A 20,028-nucleotide genomic window follows, 5' to 3' on the forward strand; every position below is an offset into this window, starting at 1 on the left:
TGTGTTTTTGCGGGTTGAGCCGGCGACCAAAGAAGCCGAGCACAGCCCGACAAAAACCAACCTTTGGACGAGGACTTGCAGCGAAAAGCCCGACCTAGAGCTTGTCGGAGGGGCACGCCCAAACTATAATTAAGTATTTATTTCAAGGTCTTTGATGTAGTCTTCGTGTTCGTAGAAAAAGTATTCGAAGGATTCCATTTTTTCTGCAAAGAAGGTAAAAATTGTGTTCCAAGTGGCTTTGTTATTGATGCTAATGTTATCGATTTCGACCCAAATTCGGCTGATGATTTTTCCGTTTTCAAGGTGGAAGTTTTTTTCGAAGATGGCGTCTTGTAAATAATTTTCTGCCAGTATGGTTTTGAGTGATTCCATTTTTTCGAAATAAATTTTTCGGTGTTCTTCGTCTTTGGGTTCGATATCTAAAGAAACCATGGCTTTTTTATTATCGACATGAAATTTGAAGGTTACATCTTTTATTTTGGTGTTGTATAGTAACCATTTTCTTGGATATTCCTGTGCGAAGGTGATCCAAAATTCTCGTTTTATCTTTTGTGCTTCTTCTTTACTGAACATTAGTTAATGAGGGTTACTTTGATTTTTATATTCAAAAGTGGAAATTCTTTTTTGTCGGTTTCTTGGTTGGCAATTTCGTCCATTACATCAAAACCTTTGGTTATTTTGCCAAAAACAGTGTGTTCTTTGTCTAAATGATGAGCTCCGTTTTTGTTTTGAACGAAATAAAACTCATAAGGATTACTGAGTTTTTCGGGGTTTTCTTCCCATAGTCTTGCGGAAGCTAAGGCTCCGTAATGGTGTTTGAGTCCGTTGTTGAATTCGGGAGGAATGAGGTATTTGCCAATGTTTTTTCTATCTTTTTTTGTGATAGATTCATCTGAGCTTCCGCCTTGTATGATAAAATTTTTGACTACTCGATGAAAATAAGTGGTGTTGAAATAGTTTTTTTTGACTAAATAGATAAAATTGGCTCTGTGTAATGGTGTTTTATCTGACAATTCGACTTCTATATTTCCATATTTTGTTTCGATAAGGACTTTGTTTTCGGGATTTCTTTCGCCATACCAGGTTAAAAAGCCGACTACATTTTCGTCTGTAAGTACAATTGTTTCTAAATCATATTTTGGTTTTTCAGCACTATTTTTTTTGTTTACTGAATCATTTTTTTGCTCTCTATTTTTTTCTGATGTATCTTTAGGTTTATTTTCACATGAAAATAAAATTGATATCGTTAAAAAAAGGAGTATTGTATGGAATTTCATAGTTTTTTAAAATATGTTCCAAAAATAGCAAAAGAATCGCTTCCTGCTACAAGTGCTCATTTAAAAATGGCTCCTTTGTTTCGACAAGAGTTGTTGAAAGAGATGGATTATGATTCGTATCAACCTAGAAAAGCAGCAGTTTTAATGCTTTTTTATCCTAAAAATAATGAAACGCATTTAGTTTTAATTGTTCGAAATACGTATCCTGGCGTTCATTCGTCTCAGATTGCTTTTCCTGGTGGAAAGGTAGAATTGGAAGATGAATCGTTAGCTCACACTGCTTTGCGTGAAGCAGAAGAAGAAATTGGGGTGAATCGGACATGTGTAGAAATCGTTAAATCGTTTACGGAGGTATATATTCCACCTAGTAATTTTTTGGTTTCTCCCTTTTTAGGGATTAGTCAGAAAGAATTGGAGTTTGTTATGCAGGAAGATGAAGTCGCCGGAATAATTGAATTGTCATTACGTGATTTTTTAGATGATAATAATGTGGTGATGAGAAAATTAACGACTTCATATGCCAATGAAATTGATGTTCCTGCTTTTTTGGTGAAAGAGCACATTGTTTGGGGAGCCACAGCAATGATGATGAGTGAGCTAAAAGAAACTATTAAAATGGTACTTTAATTGATTTGATTTTTATAAATTCGCAATCAATTTTTCTAATAAAAATAATTATGGGATTGTTTAAAAGAAATCCTTTCGGACATATTCTGTTTTTAAAAAAATGGCTGATACGTATTTTTGGTGTGATGACGCATCAACGTTATCGCGGTTTTAATGAAATGCATATTGAAGGTTCTGAGATCATTAAAAATTTGCCTGACACTGGTGTTTTGTTCATCTCCAATCACCAGACCTATTTTGCTGATGTAGTGGCGATGTTTCATGTTTTTAATGCCAGTTTAAGTGGTCGTGAGGATAACATTAAAAACGTTGGTTATTTATGGAATCCTAAATTGAATATTTATTATGTTGCTGCAAGCGAAACCATGAAAGAGGGTTTGTTACCCAGAATTCTGGCGTATGCTGGTGCAATAACGGTAGAAAGAACATGGCGAGCTAAAGGTCAAGATATTAAACGTGAAGTCAATCCGAACGATACTGAGAATATAAAAATAGCCCTAGATGATGGTTGGGTAATCACTTTTCCGCAAGGAACTACGCGTTCGTTTAAACCCGTTCGAAAAGGAACGGCTCACATTATCAAACAACATAAACCGATTGTGGTTCCAATCGTAATTGACGGTTTTAGAAGGTCGTTTGATCGTAAAGGACTTCGTATTAAGAAAAAGGGCATTCTTCAATCTATGGTCATTAAAGAACCACTTGAAATTGATTATGACAACGAAACCATTGAAGAAATTGTTGAGAAGATCGAATTTGCCATTGAGCAACACGCTTCGTTACTCAAAGTAATTCCGGTAGAAGTTTTAGAAGAACAAAAAGAATTAGACAAAAAAAGAATGTGGGAATATTAAAAAACAGCTTCAACTTTATAACCCGCTTTTCTCAATAAGACTATAACGCCATTTTCTCCGCCTAAATGGCCGGCTCCAACGCCAAAAAATGTTGGCGTTTCTTTAGCTATTGTTTCAATTTGTGGAATCCATTTTTTGTTTCTATCGGTTAGCAAAACTTCTTCAAACTTTGATGTTATTTCGTTTTCCGATTCTTTCATCATGGCTACCATCGCAGTGATATCTTCCGATTTATATGTTTTAAGCATTAAATCCATTTCAGTTTTGTCGTGGTCTAAATTACTTTTAGCGGTTTTAACTAATTCGTTCATTTGAACCTCATAAGGAATTGCGTCAAATACGGCAAGTTGTTCTTGAACGGTTTCTAAACCTAAAATTTCTTCATTTTGTTCTTTAGATAAGGCTATTAAAGCTCCTTCCACCGATTTCATTTCACAATCAATCATTTTCGGGTAAAGCATAGCACTAATCATAAAGGGTTTGATAGTGTTGAGCATTTGTGCTGAATAGCCCAAGTTTTTTTGTAAAAAATCGTCAACAAGTTTAAAATCCTCTGCTGAGGATAAAGAGGTTAATGTTTTACCCTCTTTCATCATCATTCCGCCCATCATCGATTGTTGTAGAGTTGGATCGTCCATATCTAATTCCAAATAGAGCTGTTTGGTTTGATTCATTGCTTTAACAGCCTTGGGTGGCAATTTATCATCACATGTTATATGGATGGTTCCATACAAATAGGAAGCCTCTTTTAAACCATTTCCTGAAATTTTCCACAGAAGGGAATTTTCTAAATTCTGTCCTTCAACTTGAGTTGAAAAAATTGTCAATAATGCTAAAACTATCTTTTTCATATTAAAAATCCATTTTCTTTAATTCTTCATAATTTTTGTATAATCTTCTCATCAAAAACCCATAAACTAACCGGTAGAATAGCCAGAACAATCCAAAAGTTACAGCGAATAAAACGAAGTACGTTAATCCAATCACAATCCAAAATGCCTGTGGATTACTGTCTTTTGCATTTTCCAAAACCGAATTAATATTCGGATCATACGTGATTTGAGAAATGACCACAATTATAAAAATTAAGGCAAACATGCCTAAATTATACCAAATGTAATACTGAACTGTTTTACGAGTTTTTATAATCGAACGCATCAATTTTTTGACTGTATCAGTCGTCGAAATTGTTCTGAAATTTTTATAAAATACATAGATAAAAAAGAAAACAATAACATAGTTAATTACAGTTAACACCTTAAATAATGAATCAATATGATACATTTCTAAGGTTTTTAAATAATTATCATCCACGGTGAACAAGCCAATTCCTGCCCATAAAATCAATTCGGCAATACTAATCATCAAAATCCATTTTACAATGGAAGACGATCGTTTGTGAATCATTTTATATATTTGGTTTTCCGTCACTTGCTCATATGAGTGTGCGTCTTTTTTCCAAGCTTTTTTCAATAAATCCAATTCCTCAGTCATACTACTTATGGATTAACGATTTTTTTTAATTTTCCTTTAATTCTATTCATTTTTACTCTTGCATTAACTTCAGTAATTCCCAGCGTTTCGGCAATTTCTTCATAATCTTTGTCTTCCAAATACATAAAAACCAGTGCTTTTTCAATGTCATTCAATTGTTGCACGGCTTTGTATAACAACTTTATTTGCTCTTCCTCTTCAAAATTATAATCATCCGGGGCAATAAACTGTTTTTTGCCTTCCATGTCGGTGGTAGCAATCGACCGCGTACTTTTTCGATACAACGTAATGGCAGTATTTAATCCCACACGATACGCCCACGTCGAAAATTTCGAGTCGCCACGAAACTTCGGAAATGCTTTCCATAACTGAATCGTAATTTCCTGAAATAAATCATTGTGCGCATCTTCACCCGACGTGTACAAACGACAAATCTTGTGAACGATGTTCTGATTTTCCTTTAATTGCGTAACAAAAGATTGCTCCAGTGAATTGCTCATAGTGTGTTAGTAGTCGGAATATAAAATTTGTTACAAGATACACTATTTTTCAGAAGCTAATCCCGCTATCCGTTCCAAGCTTTTTTGTCTTGTTGCGTTTTTCTAAGGCAAAAAAAGAGTCCCGATAGCTATCGGGATTGGTCGCTTTTTTTTGCCAAGAAAAACTGCAACAATCCTGCAAAAGGCTTTCCACTGCTATCGGGGCTATTTCCGTTGTCAGTTATCAGTTATCAGTTTTCAGTTTTCAAGTTTCAAGTTTCAGGTTGCGACTAATCCTTTTTCGATATTCTATTAATTTTTTACAATTTGTGGTCACAATTCGCAACCCGCAACTTTCCAACCCGCAACCCTAAGCTCTGTGCCTTGTCTTCTTTCTGGCAAAATTACCAACCAAAAATGATAAAATTCAGTTAAATTTTGACCTATCAAAAAACGAGTAATTCATCAAATGTTAAAATCAACTATCTTTGCCATACAAAATCTCAGTAGCTCAGTTACTCAGAACCTCAGCAACAAAAAAAATGAACATCCCAAATACCAATCTTCCTCGCATAGTCATCATCGGTGGCGGATTTGCCGGAATTGCACTCGCCAAAAGCCTCAAAAACCAACGTGTTCAGGTCGTTTTAATCGACAAACACAATTACCATACATTCCAACCGCTTTTATATCAAGTAGCTACGGGCGGACTCGAAGCCGGTTCAATCGCTTACCCCATTCGGAAAGTGGTTCAAGAATACCAAAACTTTTATTTCCGTTTAGGTTTTGTCAACGAAATCGATACACAAAACCAAAAAGTAAAAGCCGATATTGGCGATTTGCGGTATGATTATTTGGTGTTAGCCACCGGTTCCAAAACCAATTTTTTTGGCAACAAAGAGATCGAACGAAATAGTGTGGCAATGAAAACCATTCCACAATCACTCAACATCAGAAGTTTGATTCTCGAAAATTTTGAACAAGCCTTGTTGACGAACGATATTCACGACCGACACAGTTTAATCAATTTTGTACTCGTTGGTGGTGGACCAACCGGAGTAGAATTAGCCGGAGCTTTGGCCGAAATGAAAAAAGCCATTCTTCCCAAAGATTATCCCGATTTGGATGTGCGAAAAATGCAAATTAATTTGATCCAAGCAAGCGATAGAATTCTCGATACCATGAGCGAAAAATCATCACAAGCCGCAGAAGATTTTTTGATTAACTTAGGTGTCAATGTTTGGAAAAATGTGCGTGTGACCGGCTATGACGGAACTACCGTAACCACCAACACTGATTTGACCTTTGAAACCGCTACCGTAATCTGGACAGCCGGAGTGCAAGGAGCATTGCCTTCCGGAATAGATTCAAATGCGATAATTCCACGAGCGGATCGCGTAAAAGTAAATGAATTTAACCAAGTAGAAGGTTACGATAACATTTTTGCGATTGGCGATATTGCTGCGATGTTGTCTGAGAAAAACCCGAAAGGACATCCTATGATGGCACAACCAGCGATGCAACAAGGAAAATGGCTGGGCGAAAATATCGTTAAAAAAATAAATAAAAAACCGCTCAAACCGTTTGTTTACAACGACAAAGGTTCGATGGCAACGATTGGTAGAAACAAAGCTGTGGTTGATCTACCAAGGTTTCATTTTAGTGGCGTTTTTGCTTGGTTTGTTTGGATATTTGTACACTTATTTTCCCTCATCGGGTTTAAAAATAAAGCGGTAGTGTTGACCAATTGGATATACAATTATATCCGTTTAGACCGCGAAGGACGATTAATTATCAGACCGTTTAAAAAGAAAAATGTGACTTCTTTTGTGGCGGATGAAGTTTAATTATGCAGTGTTCAGTTTTTAGTGTTCAGTGAATCATGCCTACTAAAAACTGCTTACTGAACACTCTTTAATTATGCAGTGTTCAGTTTTTAGTGTTCAGTAAATCCTGCCTACTAAAAACTGCTTACTGAACACTCTTTTCCATCCCAATCATCAATCCCACAAACTTACTATAGCCTTCCAAACCGTCTTTTTGTTTGTTGAATTTTAAAAAATTGTCGTAAAAGGTTTTGAAAATCGGTTCTAAAAACGTTTTGTATTCTTCGTGAAATTGTTTACTTTCTTCAAAGTTTTTGAGAATTCCCGGATTGAGTAAGGGTAAAAACTTTTCACTGCTGCCTTCTTTGATGCGTTCTAAATTTCGCAGACAATGTTTCACGGCAAAACTATAACCGGAATATTGAAAGTAAATATCGTCACTTTTCACAGAAGCTAAAAACCCGATAAAATTGGCTTCGCTTTCACTGGCATAGCCGATTTGATGAGCCATTTCGTGCAACGTGGTAGTCGGGAAATTATATTTTGGTAGGCAATCATTCACTTGAGCTTCATTGGTAAATGGATTTAAATAACCGCCAAATCCCATATAACTTAATGGAACACTAATCAGCGAGGGTTTGATGCTTTCTTTTTCATACCCAAAAAAAGAAAATTCCTTTTCAAGTGTAGTATAACTTTTGACGCTCAAATCAAAAATTTCCTGAGTTGAGTAGGGAACGACCACTTTTACGGAATCATTTTGTGTGATTTGTTGTTGAATGGCATTGGTTTTTTCTATTAACCTTAGCGTAAAAGCTTCTAATTCTGATATGGAATATTCTTTGTTAATTTCCATTTTTTCATACAATTTCACCCGATGATAATTGGTTGCCCACAACAAATGAAACAGAAAGTAAAATACGGAAGCAAAACTTGCAATTTTCAACAAATTGTCTTTCCAACTAATTTTCCACGTTTTTCGAACCTTCCAAAACCATCGGAAAACCAAAAACAAAACGATACCGTAAATAAGATCACCAATGGAAATGGAAGTAAATCCAAACGTAGTTCTTGAAATTTTTGAGATAATCGGGTAAATACCGTTGCTATAATAATCTTCTATAAACTTCGGAAATAAAGAAGCGATTTTTAATACAATAATTTGCATCAAAAGGAATAGTGGGAGTATGTATTTTTTTTGAATCATAGCAGGGTCAAATATATGAAAAGGTGATGGGTTATTGGTAATTGGTAAAAGGTTTGGCGAAATTTTAATAAATTTAACTTCTTTATTTAGAATAAATAAGAATAATATTTTTACATTTGTAACATCATTTTTCAATCATGGGAAAAGCAAAAAAATCCGAAAAAGTAATTTATTTCTGCGACGGCAAAAAATGTTGTAAGTACAATAGCGAAATCAAAGATTGTCTAAAAGACTTAGTCAAAGAAAATGGTTTGAAAGATAAAGTTTTCATTGAAAAAATGAAATGCCAAGGCATCTGCAAACAAGCTCCGGTTTTGTGTATTCACAAGAATGAATGTGTGGGCAAAGTATCGACTAAGGATGCTAAAAAACTCTTTGAAAAGCATATTGCTTAACGTTTTACTTCTTTCTTAATAATTAAATTGAGGTGATTATTATTGCTTACCAAGCGCAATTAAAGTTCTAGAATGCCAACTTGTTTTTGAATAGGTTTAAATGTTATATATTTGAGGTACTTACAAATCATCTGTGAGTCTTAAATTCTTAAGAACTATGAAATGGACCTACAGTATAAAAAATAAATTGACGGCTTCCGGTGCACTTTTTTCACTTTGTGTATTGGTGTTGTTCAGTAATTACCTTGACAGAACGCATACAGAAAACGTAAAAAAGGCAATCAGCACCTTGTATGAAGACCGATTAATTGCTGAGGAATTTATTTTAAAAATGACGAGTGGTTTTTATCAAATTAAAGAAGTAATAAATTCTGATTCGACTGATGTTATTAAAATCAACAGTGTACATAATTTAATTGCCGATATTGTAACGGTAAGCAATGCCTATCAAAAAACTAAATTTACAACTGCAGAAACAAGCAAAGCAGATGAATTGTTACTTATACTCAAAGCGTTTGAATCCGATATTCATCCTATTCAAGTAAAATTAGAATTTGCGAATAAGGCACTTGTAATTCTCAATGAACTTTCTGCAATTCAGTTAGCCGAATCTAAACAAATCATGGATCATGCTGAAGAATTGTATCTCTCAGGAAAAACATCGTCCCAGTTTGTTTTTGTTATCATAGTTATCATATTGATTGTGCTTCAAGCGCTTGTATTTACCTCTAAAAGTTTAGTTTCAAACACAAAATTTCCAAATTTGAACTAACGAAACTAGAAAAGAAATGAACAATACTAAAATTTTTAAAACCTCTTTTGCAAGTGTTTATCCTTATTATATTTTAAAAGCGGAGAAAAAAGGTCGCACCAAAGCAGAAGTGGATGAAATTATATTTTGGCTCACAGGATATAACGAAGAATCCTTCCAAAACCAATTGGATCTTAAAGTTGATTTTGAAACTTTTTTTGCTCAAGCACCACAAATGAATCCAAATGTTTCAAAAATAACAGGCGTCATTTGCGGCTACCGTGTAGAAGAAATGGAAGACAAACTCATGCAGCAAATTCGTTATTTAGATAAGTTGGTAGATGAGTTATCAAAAGGGAAAACAATGGAGAAGATTTTCAGACAGTAGCCATTTTGAAATCTCAATCATTTTAGTTTGAACTACATTTTCTAAATACGCTTCGATTCTAATTTTCCAAAAACTTTCCCTTTTTCATTTCCAAAAATCCCTCAATTTCTTTGTAACTTTGCATTGCTGAAAAAAACTCAGCAACTCAGAATCTTAGAATCTCAGCAACTCAGAAAAAATGAACCAAGAAATCAGAAACCTAGCACCCAAAGCACTTTGGAATAAATTTGCCGATTTAAACGCCGTTCCACGTCCGTCTAAAAAAGAAGAACGGGTAATTGCTTTTATGATGGATTTCGGAAAGCAATTAGGCTTAGAAACCATCAAAGATGAAGTCGGAAATGTAATCATCAGAAAACCGGCTACTGCAGGATTAGAAAATAGAAAAACAATCGTGATGCAATCGCATTTAGATATGGTTCATCAAAAAAATAACGATACTACTTTCGACTTTGATACACAAGGAATCGAAATGGTGGTAGATGGCGATTGGGTTCGTGCCAGAGGAACTACACTTGGAGCCGACAACGGTTTGGGTGTTGCGACTATTATGGCAATTTTGGAAAGCAATGATATTCCACATCCGGCCATTGAAGCCCTTTTTACTATTGACGAAGAAACCGGAATGACCGGAGCTATGGGTTTAAAAGGCGGCTTGTTGAATGGAGAAATTCTGTTGAATTTAGATACAGAAGAAGACGATGAAATCGACATCGGTTGTGCCGGTGGAGTAGATGTAACCGCAACCCGAAATTATCAAGAAGAAGAAACGCCCGAAAATTCGTTGGCTTTTATCATTACCGTTAAAGGGTTAAAAGGTGGTCATTCCGGAATGGATATTCACAAAGGTTTGGGCAATGCCAACAAGATCATGAACCGTTTATTATTTGACGGATTTGAAAATTTCGGTTTGCAAATTGCAGAAATTAATGGTGGAAGTTTACGCAATGCCATCCCAAGAGAAAGTGTTGCCAGAGTGATTATTTCGGCTATTTATGAAGGAGCATTTCAATTGGATATGCAAGAAGTGATTGATGACATTAGAACCGAATTCAAAACCACCGAACCTAATTTAACGATAGAAATCACCGAAACCGAATTACCTAAAAAAGTAATGGATTTAGGTGTGCAAGAAGGTTTACTTCGTGCAATTTATGCCGCTCATAATGGTGTTTACCGAATGAGTGCCGATATGGAAGATTTGGTGGAGACTTCAAATAATATCGCAAAAGTTACTGTAAAAGATGGAACTATAACCGTTCAATGTTTGACGCGTTCGTCGGTGGAAACTTCTAAATTTGATTTGGCAAATGCGTTGCGTTCTGCGTTTGAATTAATGGGTTGCGAAGTCACTTTTGGCGGAAGTTATCCGGGTTGGACACCGAATGTTAATTCTCCAATCTTAGATGTTTTAGTGAATATTTACGAAAAACAAAACGGTGCAAAACCAAATGTTGTAGCTTGCCACGCCGGATTAGAATGTGGTATTTTAGGCACCAATTATCCGGACATGGATATGATTTCATTTGGACCAACGATTCACGGAGCTCACTCCCCGGATGAACGAGCTTCCATTTCATCGGCACAAAAATATTGGAAATTTGTGTTGGAGATTTTGGAGAATATTCCGGTGAAAAAGTAAGAAGATAGAAATCCTGATGAAAGTCGGGATTTTTTGTGAGCTAAAAAGGCTATCACATGCCGTTTTTCTTTTTTCGCCATTCTTTAAGATTACTCATTTTATTAGTTTTCGGCTCAAAAAACTTTACTTCAAAAGGTTCAGAAAAAACAGCAAAATTGTATTTAGCAAAATTATCATCTTCATAATTATCTCCTTTTCCAACCCTAATCCAGTAATAATCTGTTTCGTCAATTAAAGGACCCTGATAAATATATACTGAATATCCTTTTACTTCAGGAAAATTTTTAAAATAGTCTAGAATTTGAGTTCTGACCTCATTATCATCATTGATGGTTATGTCAAAATCAGGGTGTCCAGTTGGAAAATATATTTCTTTAAAAAAGAGATTATTCTTCTCAATGTTTATAATACGATTTAGAACAGGTTGGTAATAAAAATAATGTTGGTGACGTCTTTTGTCATTTTTTATTTCATTGTATACTTTTAAGGCAGAATCTTTGTTTTCGATACTTTCATAATAATTTCCAAGTGCATAATCATAAATATAACAGCCTTTACCAATACTATCTATAAAAGATTTTGCTAAATCTCTTTTCCCAAGTTTGATGTAGTTTGCAGCAATAGCTGTTGCATCTTGAGAATGAATGGACTTATATTTATAATTTGATTTATAAATATTTGCTATTGACATTTCATAATTTCCTGTACCGTAATATATCTCAGCTTTTAAATAAAATAAACTTGAAATAATATGATCTGAAATCTGTAATTTAAATTCGTCTTTCTCTTTTTTTGTAACCTCAATAATGCTATCAATTTTAGTTAAAACTTTTTGCGGCTGGTTTTCTGATTCTTGATACAAAATCACTAGCTGTTGGTCAAATTTTTTAATTTCTGTACTTACTTTATCTAATTCTTTATGAATTTCGTTATGATATTCTTCATAAGTTTGGTTATCACTTGTAGATTGTCTACATGAAATAAAAGTTATAACCATAACTAAAAAATAAATTATTAAGAATCGTTGCATATTTTCTTAAATAGAGTTCAAATTGTAATAAAATAGTAATGATTTAGAAATCTTCTAAAGACAGACTTATCAGCTAAATTAGGAGAATTTATCTGAAAAATTTATATTTCATCCTCTAATTGATAGACAATCCCCTCTTATTGTAAACAATGAAACTACCCATTCTCCAATCAAAATTTAGCAAATCTTGAACAATCAGACACCTACCAAATCTTGATACTTCGTTTGTGTAGAATGAAATTGCTTTCCATCATAATCAAACAACGCACTACAATTCATCACGTTTGGAATGTTGTCAAATTTACAGAGTAAAACGATTACCGCTTCTAAACCGTTAAATAAAACCTTTTTGCCTACCTTTTTAGAGGAAAAAGTGGTGTGGTGAAGGGGAAGTTGATATCCACACCCTTGCAAGAACGTTTTTTCAATTTCCAATAGTTCCAATGGGGAATAGCCATTGAATTTTCTTTCCAATCGCTGGTGAACTACTCCAACATAGTTTAATTGTAAGCTGCCATTAGCATCTGAAAACTCTTTCCAATACGTTTTGTGGTCTAAAATCGTTCCCACTGCACAATGCTGAAAGGACAAAGGTTTTAAGTTGTTTTCGTGAAAAGCTTTATACAATTTATTGACGGTCTCATTAAATCTTTTAGAAGTTCCCATGACTTACTTTTTTGAATGTATTCAAATTTATGAATAAATTCATCAGAATTCATGGAACAATCGTTAACTTTTTGAAGTAGATTAATTCACTTTCTTAAACGGAAACCCCTGACTCTTCCCATCACCACTAATCTCAGCATACAAACTGTCTTTCATTACTAATTTATAAGTAATTTTTTTTGGAAAATCGTGCGTAGGATTTTCAAAAACTAAATAATCTGAAGTAGAAGAAGTTAATTTGAATTCCACCGGTTTAGCTTCATTTTGATTGGGAACGGTGACGATGTAAAATAAATCATTTTCACGTTGAGCTAATCGAACGGTTTCGGAAAAAAGTGTATCATTTTCTTTAATGAAAAAACTTTTACCCAACAACAAAGAATCATTTTCAACTATCCATTCTTCTGAGAAAGTGCCTTCGGGAGTTTCATTTTCCCATTGGCCTAAAAACCAGTTCGCTTTTTCTAATTCTGCATATGTTGTTGCATTTTGTTGACAGGAAAAACAGCAAAATAGAAGTATGGATGCGATATAAAATATATTTTTCATATTTTAAAATTTGATTTAACAATACTACAACAAAACATTGAAATGAGAAACTTGACACTTGAAACAAAAAATCGTACTTTTGCACTCCAAAATAGAGTTATAAGACCATGTTAGACAGATTACAATATGTAAAACAACGTTTCGATGAGATATCGGATTTGATTATTCAACCGGATGTGATTTCCGATCAGAAGCGTTATGTGCAATTGAACCAAGAATATAAAACCTTAAAAGGTTTGGTGGACAAGCGTGAAGAATACATCCGTTTGACGCAAAGCATTGAAGAAGCCAACGAAATCATTGCCGATGGTTCGGATGCCGAAATGGTGGAAATGGCCAAGATGGAATTGGATGATGCCAAGGAAAGAATGCCTCATTTGGAAGACGAAATCAAATTTATGTTGATTCCGAAAGATGCTGAAGATGCGAAGAATGTAATGGTGGAGATTCGTGCCGGAACAGGTGGAGATGAAGCTTCAATTTTTGCAGGTGATTTGTTTAGAATGTACACTAAATATTGCGAATCACGTGGTTGGAGAACTTCGGTTGTAGATATGAATGAGGGAACTTCAGGTGGTTTTAAAGAGGTTATTTTTGAAGTAACCGGCGAAGATGTTTACGGAACTTTGAAATTTGAAGCAGGCGTACATCGTGTACAACGTGTTCCACAAACGGAAACACAAGGTAGAGTTCACACATCGGCGGCAACCGTTATGGTTTTGCCGGAAGCAGAAGAATTTGATGTTCAGATTGATATGAACGATGTTCGTATTGATTATTTCTGTTCGTCCGGTCCTGGTGGGCAATCGGTGAATACAACAAAATCAGCGGTTCGATTAACGCATATTCCAACTGGATTGGTGGCTCAATGTCAAGATCAAAAATCGCAACATAAGAATAAAGATAAGGCGTTAGACGTTTTGCGTTCCCGTTTATATGAACAAGAATTAGCTAAAAAACAAGCCGAAGATGCTGTAAAAAGAACATCACAGGTTAGTTCAGGTGACCGTTCTGCAAAAATTAGAACCTACAATTATTCGCAAGGTCGCGTAACAGACCATCGAATTGGTTTAGATGTTTTTGATATGGATGGAGTGATGAATGGAAAAATCCAAAAATTTGTTGATGAACTTCAGTTAGTCAATAACATGGAGAAATTAAAAGAATCGGAAGTATTTTAAATAAAAAAACGGAGCCAAATTGGCTCCGTTTTCCTTTCCACAAAAGAGTAGGTTATTCTTTTGCTTCGGCATTTTCTGTTGATTTTGCTGACATTCTATTAATCTTGAAGAACGTAGCAAATCGAGTTTTTAAGCCTGCAATTTTTAAATTATCTGAACCGGATAATCCTTCTTTTTCAACTGTATTTTTACGGGTATTTAATGCTTCCCAAAGCAATTTGATTTCGTCCCACTCTTCTCTTGTATAGTTGTCTTTATTATCTGAAGCCGTGTTTACAAAAGTTTCAAAGGTTTGTAAGATGTTGTCTTTGTTTACCCAAGCAAAACTCATGTCGTCATTAATTTCTTGACCACCAAAAAGTGAAGATCTTACTTTAGCTTTATAATTAGCCGCTTCCATTTTTTGTCTTTCAGCAACTAAATTTGCTTTAAATTCTTCGTATTTTGCTGAAGATGCTTCAACTTTTCTGTCTAATTCTGCTCTATCTTCTAAATTTTCTAAAGCCGATTCTGCCTCAATTTTTTTAGCTACATAAGCATTTTCAATAGCATCCCATTTTTCAGCTAGATCTTCTGAAGCAACATTGCTAACAGAATCAATGTAAGCTGTGTAATTGTTTACGGCTTTTTCTGCTTCCGTTTTTTTCTCGTCTGCACATGAAACAAATGTAGTAGCAACAATTGATGCTAGGAATAGTGATTTTAAATTTTTCATTTTATTTAGGTTTAAGGTTGTTATAATTTATTTAATTCTGGTTCTTCTGTATCTGAAACAGTTTCATTTGAACTTACTTTTGTTAAGTAATTGGTCACTACAAATTGTAAAACTGTACCAAGTACTTTTTTTATCGGATTACTGGAACTTCCCACAATAACTTTTTTAGAGATATATCCACCAACAATACTGAGCACGGTTGGAAGCAAATGGTTTTTGTTTGTTACTGTTTCATATACTCCTTGCAGTCCTTCTTGAATAATGTTGGATGGAGAAATGCTTTCTTGAACAAGTCTAAACTGTTCTTTTATTTCATTAAGTTCTTGCTTGTGCTGTGCTGTGAGTAATGCAATTCTTTGATCCAATAATTCGTTTTGATTTAGCTTTTTCATAGTACTATCCATTTGAATTATTGATTGTCTCTTCGTAGAAATTTTCATCTTTCGTTTTCAGTAGCTTTCCTACTACGATGTTGTCGATGGGAACTTTAATTAATGATTTTCGGAAAACATAAATTAGGATACCAACAAAAACATAAAATCCTGATACAATAAAAAATCCAATTGCATAATTTGCTAAGATTTTACCAATTAGCAGAGCTAATCCAATATTTATAAACAATGTAAATATAGCCACAACAAGTGTAAGGGTTAGAACAACGGCAAGCGATGATATTACATCTGATGATTTATCAATTGCATTCAATTTAATGAGTTCTAAGCTCGTTCTTGAGTACTGCTCCGCTTTGTCGTAAAGCTTACCCAAATTTGTGGCTATATTTTCCATGATTTATACTTTTATTTATTCAATTCGCGGTTAATTTTTTCAAGATTCGCTTTTCCTTCGTTGGCTACGTTTTGAGCAACGTCCTCTGCTTTTGAAGAAAGCGAATGATACTGATCTTCCACTGAAGTTAAAAAATCATTAAAACTTGATTTAACGGTATCTTTTATATCACCACTTTTTTTGGCAATTTTTTTACGGGTGTTTTCACCTTTATCCGGTGCAAATAATACACCTAAAATTGCTCCTGCGGCTAATCCGCCAATTACTCCTAATACTACATTTGATGCTTTCATAATTTCTAATTTTTAGATGGTTAATAGTTATATGTTTTTTCCTTTTATTAGTCTAAATAATATTGCAATTACAGCAATAACTAATAAGATGTGAATGATCGATCCTATGCTGTACACAAAAAATCCTAGTGCCCATAATATGATCAATATTACAGCGATGGTGTATAATAAATTTGACATAATTTATCGTTTTAAAATGTTATTAATTAAAATTTAAAGGCTGCATAAATACTAAGATTACTGTTCTTTCCATCAGGAAAAGTGTAATTCGTACCTAAAAAGTCTCTTTCTTTTCCAACTTTGGCTAAACCATAGTTGTATCGAGCTCCAATTCCAAATGAATCAAAATCAAATCCTAATCCGGCAGATAATCCGTAGTCGAATTTATTGAAGTCATCATTGCTCAAATTCTCTTCAAAGTCAAAATTTCCGGAGGATGATTCATTGGTTACATCTGCGTCGATCAAATAAGCAAAGTAGGGACCGGCGTGAACGTTGAAGTTTTTTGTTAAATTAATTTTTAACAAAACCGGCACTTCAATATAATTCAATTTAAATTTTGCTGTACCTGTAGCAAAGGCGTTGTTATAGACCAGTTCGGCTCCTTTTCTTGAATAAAGAACTTCGGGTTGAATGGCTAAGAATTCCGTAATGGGCATTGTGACAAAGATACCCACATTAAAACTGGTAAGTACATTATTGTCGTCCACGTCTTCTGTGTAAAGATTGGAGAAGTTAACTCCACCCTTAACCCCAAAGCTTGCGCCTGTGGCTGTATTGTCATTTGTTTGTGCATTTGAAAATGTAAAAGCAACGAGGGACAATGTTGTTAAAATTAATTTTTTCATGTTTAAAAATTTAGGTATTTGATGTTTTTAATTTGATTCTGTTTGTTATTGTTATTTAACAGTACAAAGTTGCAACAGTATGTCTCCTTTTGTGTTACATGATATTTTTAATTTGTTACAGAATTACCACTTCCCCATGTTTTCCTATGATTTCAGCAGGATTTATAAACAAAAAAATCTCATTTCAAAATGAGATTTAGCTTAGTTACCGATATGGAAATTAATTTTTTTTGAACTAGTTTGTTTTAATGTCGTCTATGCAAATGTCATTTTCCTTTTTTAATTCTTTAATTTCATCATCAGCAGATTGAATTGTTTTGGCGTCTGTTGTTACAGCAATGTATTGAACAATTTCAGCGTATTTTGATGGTTTGATGGGTTCTGCAAATTTTACAGCATAGCATTTTGCAAAAGTAGCTCCTAAATAGAGAATCACAGAAGAATAATAGACCCACACCATCAAAACTACTATAGAACCGGCAGCACCGTAGACAGAGCTGATATTTGAATTAGCTATATAAAAGGTGATTATAAATTTCCCTAGCATAAATAAAAAGGTCGTTGTTAATGCGGCCACTCGAACTTGCTTCCAAGTTATTTCTGCATCCGGAAGGATTGTAAAAATAGCTCCAAAAAGGAGAGAGGTAATTATCACAGTTGCAAGAATATTTGATACATAAAAAAAACCTACACTTATTTCAGAATACGTTTGTGTCAATTGATTACTTATTCCGTCTAATAAAGTTGAAAAACCTAAGGCAACTAAAAGAATAAATCCCAGACTCCCAATTACACCAAACGATAATAATCGAGCTTTAATAAATAACCATAACCCTGATCTTTTCTTTGGTCGTAATCCCCAAATGGTGTTAATAGAATCTTGTATTTCGGCAAAGACAGACGTAGCAGCAAAAATCAAAGTAGCAATTCCGATTACGGCAGCAATAGTACTGCTTTGTGATAACGCTAAATTCTGAATCATGGATTGCAATTGTTCAGCACTTGAAGCACCCACAAAACTTTTAGCTTGTGAGTAGATGGCTCCTTCAATGGCTTCTCTTCCCCAAAAAACGTCGCAAATAAATAAAATTACTAATAAAAGTGGAGCCAACGAAAAAACAGTTATATAGGCTAAAGAGGCACTCATTTTCAGTATTTTGAACTCTGTAAAGCCTTCTAAAGTATCTTTGATTACTTCGTAAAACGATTTGATATAGCTTTGATTTGTAGGCATTTAATTTTTGTTTTATGCTGTAGGTAAATAAATTATAATCTTGGCTCCTTCATCGGGTTGACCTTCGGCACAAATGAAACCGTAATGATTTTTAACTATTTTTTTACAAATTGCTAATCCAACTCCTGTTCCTTGGTAGCTGTCTTTTGCATGCAGTCTGTTGAAAAGTAAAAATATTTTCTTTGAATCATCCGGATGAAATCCAATACCGTTATCTAAGAAAGTAATTTTGTGATACATTCTAGTTGAATTATCCTCAATATTATCTTCTTCATTTGCTTTTACTTTATCACATGCAACGGTAATAATTGGTGGTTGATTTAGTTTCCTGTATTTGATGGAGTTATTGATTAAATTGATAAACAATTGCCTTAACTGAAAGGGAATTCCTTTCACTTTAGGAAGCTCTTCAAAATGAACCGTTGCATTGGTTTCTTCCATCAATTGAGATAATTCCTGAATTGACGCATAGGCTGTATCATTTAAATCAACTTCTTCAAAACTGCTGTCGGTTTTATTGGTTCTTGAATATTGCAACAAGTCATCAATCAATACACGCATTCTGCTAGCGGCCACCACAATTCTTTCCAGATATTCTTTTCCTGTTTCTGTCAAATGGTCTTTTTCTTTTTCGTTTATTCGAGAAATAAAGGTTTGAATTTTTCGCAGTGGTTCCTGTAAATCATGACTGGCGGCATAATTAAATTCAACCAATTCTTTGTTGTTTCTCTCTAAATCTGCATTTTTTTCATGTAAAATTATTTTTTTCAAAATATCTTCTGTGACGTCTTGCGTTGTTCCGATGATGATTTTTTCATCAAATCGGTTTATGAATAACTTTCCGACAGAACGCAAATGTCTCACCGCACCATCTTTTCTAATTATTCTGTAATTTATTGTTGGAAGGCTTTCATTATTTATAACGTTATTTATGGAATTTGCAGCAATTTCCATATCCTCGGGATGTACAAATTTTAAAAAATCTGCAACAGTTGCTTCAAAAGATTGCGGTTCTAATCCGTGAAGTCTGAATTGATTGTCTGAAAATTGGATTTCATTTTTTTCCATGTTCCAAGTCCAACTGCTGTAATTTCCCAAAATTTCAGCTTGTTTTATTGATTCTTGAGAAACTTTTAATTTGGAATTGGATTGCTCAATTCTTTTAAAATCACTGTTTATTTTGATGTAGGCTAGGATGATAAAAAATAAGGTTATAAATATGACGAGCAAGGCGTAAAGAGGCGTATAAGAAAGGGAGTCGTTAAAATGATATTCTCGTCTTTCCAAAAGTTTATTTTCGAGAGAAATCATTTCGTCAACTTTCTTACGAATTTGATCCATCACAATCTTACCATTGCTTTCATAATATTTTTTATATAGATCTTTGTCTTCGTATTTTTTATTAAAATAAGTATACCGCAACACAATTAAATGATGGAGTTCTTTTAGTTTTTTTTGTTGTGATTGATTGTCTGCTGTAATTTTTTGGAGTCTAAAAAAAGCGTTGTCCACTTTTTTTCTTGAATGTGTGTAGGAGTCTAAAAACAGCGTATCTCCGTATAATAAATAACCCCGATAACCGGTTTCGCCATCTTTAATATAAGAGATAACACGCTCTAGTTCGAGTTGAACTTCATAGGAGTGAATTACTAAGTCTCTCGATTTGTTGAGGTTTATGATGTGTTTATACGATACAGCAGCGGTAAACAAAATGGCAGCCAACGAAACAACAAACACTATTCTAAGTAAAAGAGGCGATTTATGTAGGTTAATAATTTTAAGCATT

The 20,028-nt window shown here is 34.1% G+C and carries 25 protein-coding genes; 8 read left to right on the forward strand and 17 right to left on the reverse strand.

What is annotated here, in order from left to right:
• Positions 1–129: 129 nt before the first annotated feature.
• Both B0I10_RS14240 and B0I10_RS14245 read right to left on the reverse strand, forming a co-directional pair.
• A complete protein-coding gene (locus B0I10_RS14240; RefSeq protein WP_112087187.1) occupies positions 130–573 on the reverse strand; it encodes a DUF4268 domain-containing protein in 444 nt (147 codons plus the stop codon).
• Positions 573–1,277 (reverse strand): peptidylprolyl isomerase, encoded by a 705-nt coding sequence (locus B0I10_RS14245; protein WP_112087188.1) that lies wholly within the window; start codon positions 1,275–1,277, stop codon positions 573–575. The genes B0I10_RS14240 and B0I10_RS14245 overlap by 1 nt, the downstream gene beginning before the upstream one ends.
• Between B0I10_RS14245 and B0I10_RS14250 the strand changes: the two genes are divergently transcribed.
• Together B0I10_RS14250 and B0I10_RS14255 are read left to right on the forward strand one after the other, a co-directional pair.
• The gene (locus B0I10_RS14250) at positions 1,266–1,904 is read left to right on the forward strand and encodes an NUDIX hydrolase (protein ID WP_112087189.1); all 639 of its coding nucleotides are present in this window, start codon (positions 1,266–1,268) and stop codon (positions 1,902–1,904) included. The genes B0I10_RS14245 and B0I10_RS14250 overlap by 12 nt on opposite strands.
• A gap of 50 nt (positions 1,905–1,954) precedes the next feature.
• Complete coding sequence (locus B0I10_RS14255) at positions 1,955–2,758, forward strand: lysophospholipid acyltransferase family protein (RefSeq protein WP_112087190.1); 804 nt, start codon at positions 1,955–1,957, stop codon at positions 2,756–2,758.
• Here B0I10_RS14255 and B0I10_RS14260 read toward each other — a convergent pair.
• The 3 genes from B0I10_RS14260 to B0I10_RS14270 are packed head-to-tail and all read right to left on the reverse strand — an operon-like array spanning position 2,755 to position 4,752.
• Positions 2,755–3,609, reverse strand: coding sequence for a TraB/GumN family protein (locus B0I10_RS14260; protein ID WP_112087191.1), 855 nt, complete (start codon positions 3,607–3,609; stop codon positions 2,755–2,757). The genes B0I10_RS14255 and B0I10_RS14260 overlap by 4 nt on opposite strands.
• 1 nt (position 3,610) lies before the next feature.
• On the reverse strand, positions 3,611–4,252 hold the full coding sequence (locus B0I10_RS14265; RefSeq protein WP_112087192.1) for a hypothetical protein: 642 nt from the start codon (positions 4,250–4,252) through the stop codon (positions 3,611–3,613).
• Between the two features lie 5 nt (positions 4,253–4,257).
• Entirely contained in the window at positions 4,258–4,752 is a 495-nt protein-coding gene (locus B0I10_RS14270; RefSeq protein ID WP_112087193.1) for an RNA polymerase sigma factor, read from the reverse strand.
• A 521-nt stretch (positions 4,753–5,273) separates the two neighbouring features.
• Between B0I10_RS14270 and B0I10_RS14275 the strand changes: the two genes are divergently transcribed.
• Positions 5,274–6,578 carry an NAD(P)/FAD-dependent oxidoreductase gene (locus B0I10_RS14275; protein ID WP_112087194.1) on the forward strand — a complete coding sequence of 435 codons (1,305 nt, stop codon included), beginning with the start codon at positions 5,274–5,276 and terminating at the stop codon, positions 6,576–6,578.
• A gap of 124 nt (positions 6,579–6,702) precedes the next feature.
• On the opposite strand, the gene B0I10_RS14280 is transcribed toward B0I10_RS14275, so the two are convergent.
• Entirely contained in the window at positions 6,703–7,725 is a 1,023-nt protein-coding gene (locus B0I10_RS14280) for a DUF3810 domain-containing protein (RefSeq protein WP_245943004.1), read from the reverse strand.
• A 176-nt stretch (positions 7,726–7,901) separates the two neighbouring features.
• Between B0I10_RS14280 and B0I10_RS14285 the strand changes: the two genes are divergently transcribed.
• From B0I10_RS14285 to B0I10_RS14300, 4 genes are all read left to right on the forward strand, one after another.
• Entirely contained in the window at positions 7,902–8,159 is a 258-nt protein-coding gene (locus B0I10_RS14285) for a (2Fe-2S) ferredoxin domain-containing protein (protein WP_112087195.1), read from the forward strand.
• Between the two features lie 157 nt (positions 8,160–8,316).
• The gene (locus B0I10_RS14290; protein WP_112087196.1) at positions 8,317–8,931 is read left to right on the forward strand and encodes an MCP four helix bundle domain-containing protein; all 615 of its coding nucleotides are present in this window, start codon (positions 8,317–8,319) and stop codon (positions 8,929–8,931) included.
• A 16-nt stretch (positions 8,932–8,947) separates the two neighbouring features.
• A complete protein-coding gene (locus tag B0I10_RS14295; RefSeq protein ID WP_112087197.1) occupies positions 8,948–9,298 on the forward strand; it encodes a DUF2200 domain-containing protein in 351 nt (116 codons plus the stop codon).
• Positions 9,299–9,476: 178 nt separating this feature from the next.
• Positions 9,477–10,940 carry an aminoacyl-histidine dipeptidase gene (locus B0I10_RS14300; RefSeq protein ID WP_112087198.1) on the forward strand — a complete coding sequence of 488 codons (1,464 nt, stop codon included), beginning with the start codon at positions 9,477–9,479 and terminating at the stop codon, positions 10,938–10,940.
• A gap of 52 nt (positions 10,941–10,992) precedes the next feature.
• On the opposite strand, the gene B0I10_RS14305 is transcribed toward B0I10_RS14300, so the two are convergent.
• From B0I10_RS14305 to B0I10_RS14315, 3 genes are all read right to left on the reverse strand, one after another.
• Entirely contained in the window at positions 10,993–11,970 is a 978-nt protein-coding gene (locus B0I10_RS14305; RefSeq protein ID WP_112087199.1) for a hypothetical protein, read from the reverse strand.
• A gap of 195 nt (positions 11,971–12,165) precedes the next feature.
• Positions 12,166–12,636 carry a Na(+)-translocating NADH-quinone reductase subunit F gene (locus B0I10_RS14310; protein WP_112087200.1) on the reverse strand — a complete coding sequence of 157 codons (471 nt, stop codon included), beginning with the start codon at positions 12,634–12,636 and terminating at the stop codon, positions 12,166–12,168.
• A gap of 81 nt (positions 12,637–12,717) precedes the next feature.
• Positions 12,718–13,185, reverse strand: a complete 468-nt coding sequence (locus B0I10_RS14315) for a DUF6265 family protein (protein ID WP_112087201.1) — start codon at positions 13,183–13,185, stop codon at positions 12,718–12,720.
• 107 nt (positions 13,186–13,292) lie between these two features.
• Between B0I10_RS14315 and prfA the strand changes: the two genes are divergently transcribed.
• The gene (gene prfA, locus B0I10_RS14320; protein WP_112087202.1) at positions 13,293–14,366 is read left to right on the forward strand and encodes a peptide chain release factor 1; all 1,074 of its coding nucleotides are present in this window, start codon (positions 13,293–13,295) and stop codon (positions 14,364–14,366) included.
• A 52-nt stretch (positions 14,367–14,418) separates the two neighbouring features.
• Here prfA and B0I10_RS14325 read toward each other — a convergent pair whose 3' ends face one another.
• From B0I10_RS14325 to B0I10_RS14360, 8 genes are all read right to left on the reverse strand, one after another.
• Complete coding sequence (locus tag B0I10_RS14325; protein WP_112087203.1) at positions 14,419–15,081, reverse strand: hypothetical protein; 663 nt, start codon at positions 15,079–15,081, stop codon at positions 14,419–14,421.
• 20 nt (positions 15,082–15,101) lie between these two features.
• A complete protein-coding gene (locus tag B0I10_RS14330; RefSeq protein WP_146740373.1) occupies positions 15,102–15,473 on the reverse strand; it encodes a hypothetical protein in 372 nt (123 codons plus the stop codon).
• A 4-nt stretch (positions 15,474–15,477) separates the two neighbouring features.
• Entirely contained in the window at positions 15,478–15,867 is a 390-nt protein-coding gene (locus B0I10_RS14335) for a hypothetical protein (protein ID WP_112087205.1), read from the reverse strand.
• 11 nt (positions 15,868–15,878) lie between these two features.
• Positions 15,879–16,160 (reverse strand): YtxH domain-containing protein, encoded by a 282-nt coding sequence (locus tag B0I10_RS14340; RefSeq protein WP_112087206.1) that lies wholly within the window; start codon positions 16,158–16,160, stop codon positions 15,879–15,881.
• Between the two features lie 27 nt (positions 16,161–16,187).
• Positions 16,188–16,340 carry a lmo0937 family membrane protein gene (locus B0I10_RS14345; RefSeq protein ID WP_112087207.1) on the reverse strand — a complete coding sequence of 51 codons (153 nt, stop codon included), beginning with the start codon at positions 16,338–16,340 and terminating at the stop codon, positions 16,188–16,190.
• A 26-nt stretch (positions 16,341–16,366) separates the two neighbouring features.
• Positions 16,367–17,008 carry a porin family protein gene (locus tag B0I10_RS14350; RefSeq protein WP_112087208.1) on the reverse strand — a complete coding sequence of 214 codons (642 nt, stop codon included), beginning with the start codon at positions 17,006–17,008 and terminating at the stop codon, positions 16,367–16,369.
• A gap of 235 nt (positions 17,009–17,243) precedes the next feature.
• Positions 17,244–18,242 carry a YihY/virulence factor BrkB family protein gene (locus B0I10_RS14355; protein ID WP_112087209.1) on the reverse strand — a complete coding sequence of 333 codons (999 nt, stop codon included), beginning with the start codon at positions 18,240–18,242 and terminating at the stop codon, positions 17,244–17,246.
• Between the two features lie 12 nt (positions 18,243–18,254).
• Complete coding sequence (locus B0I10_RS14360; protein ID WP_112087210.1) at positions 18,255–20,027, reverse strand: CHASE3 domain-containing protein; 1,773 nt, start codon at positions 20,025–20,027, stop codon at positions 18,255–18,257.
• Position 20,028: the final 1 nt, after the last annotated feature.

Origin of the sequence: Flavobacterium lacus, from assembly GCF_003268815.1 — a bacterium.
Lineage (GTDB): Bacteria > Bacteroidota > Bacteroidia > Flavobacteriales > Flavobacteriaceae > Flavobacterium > Flavobacterium lacus.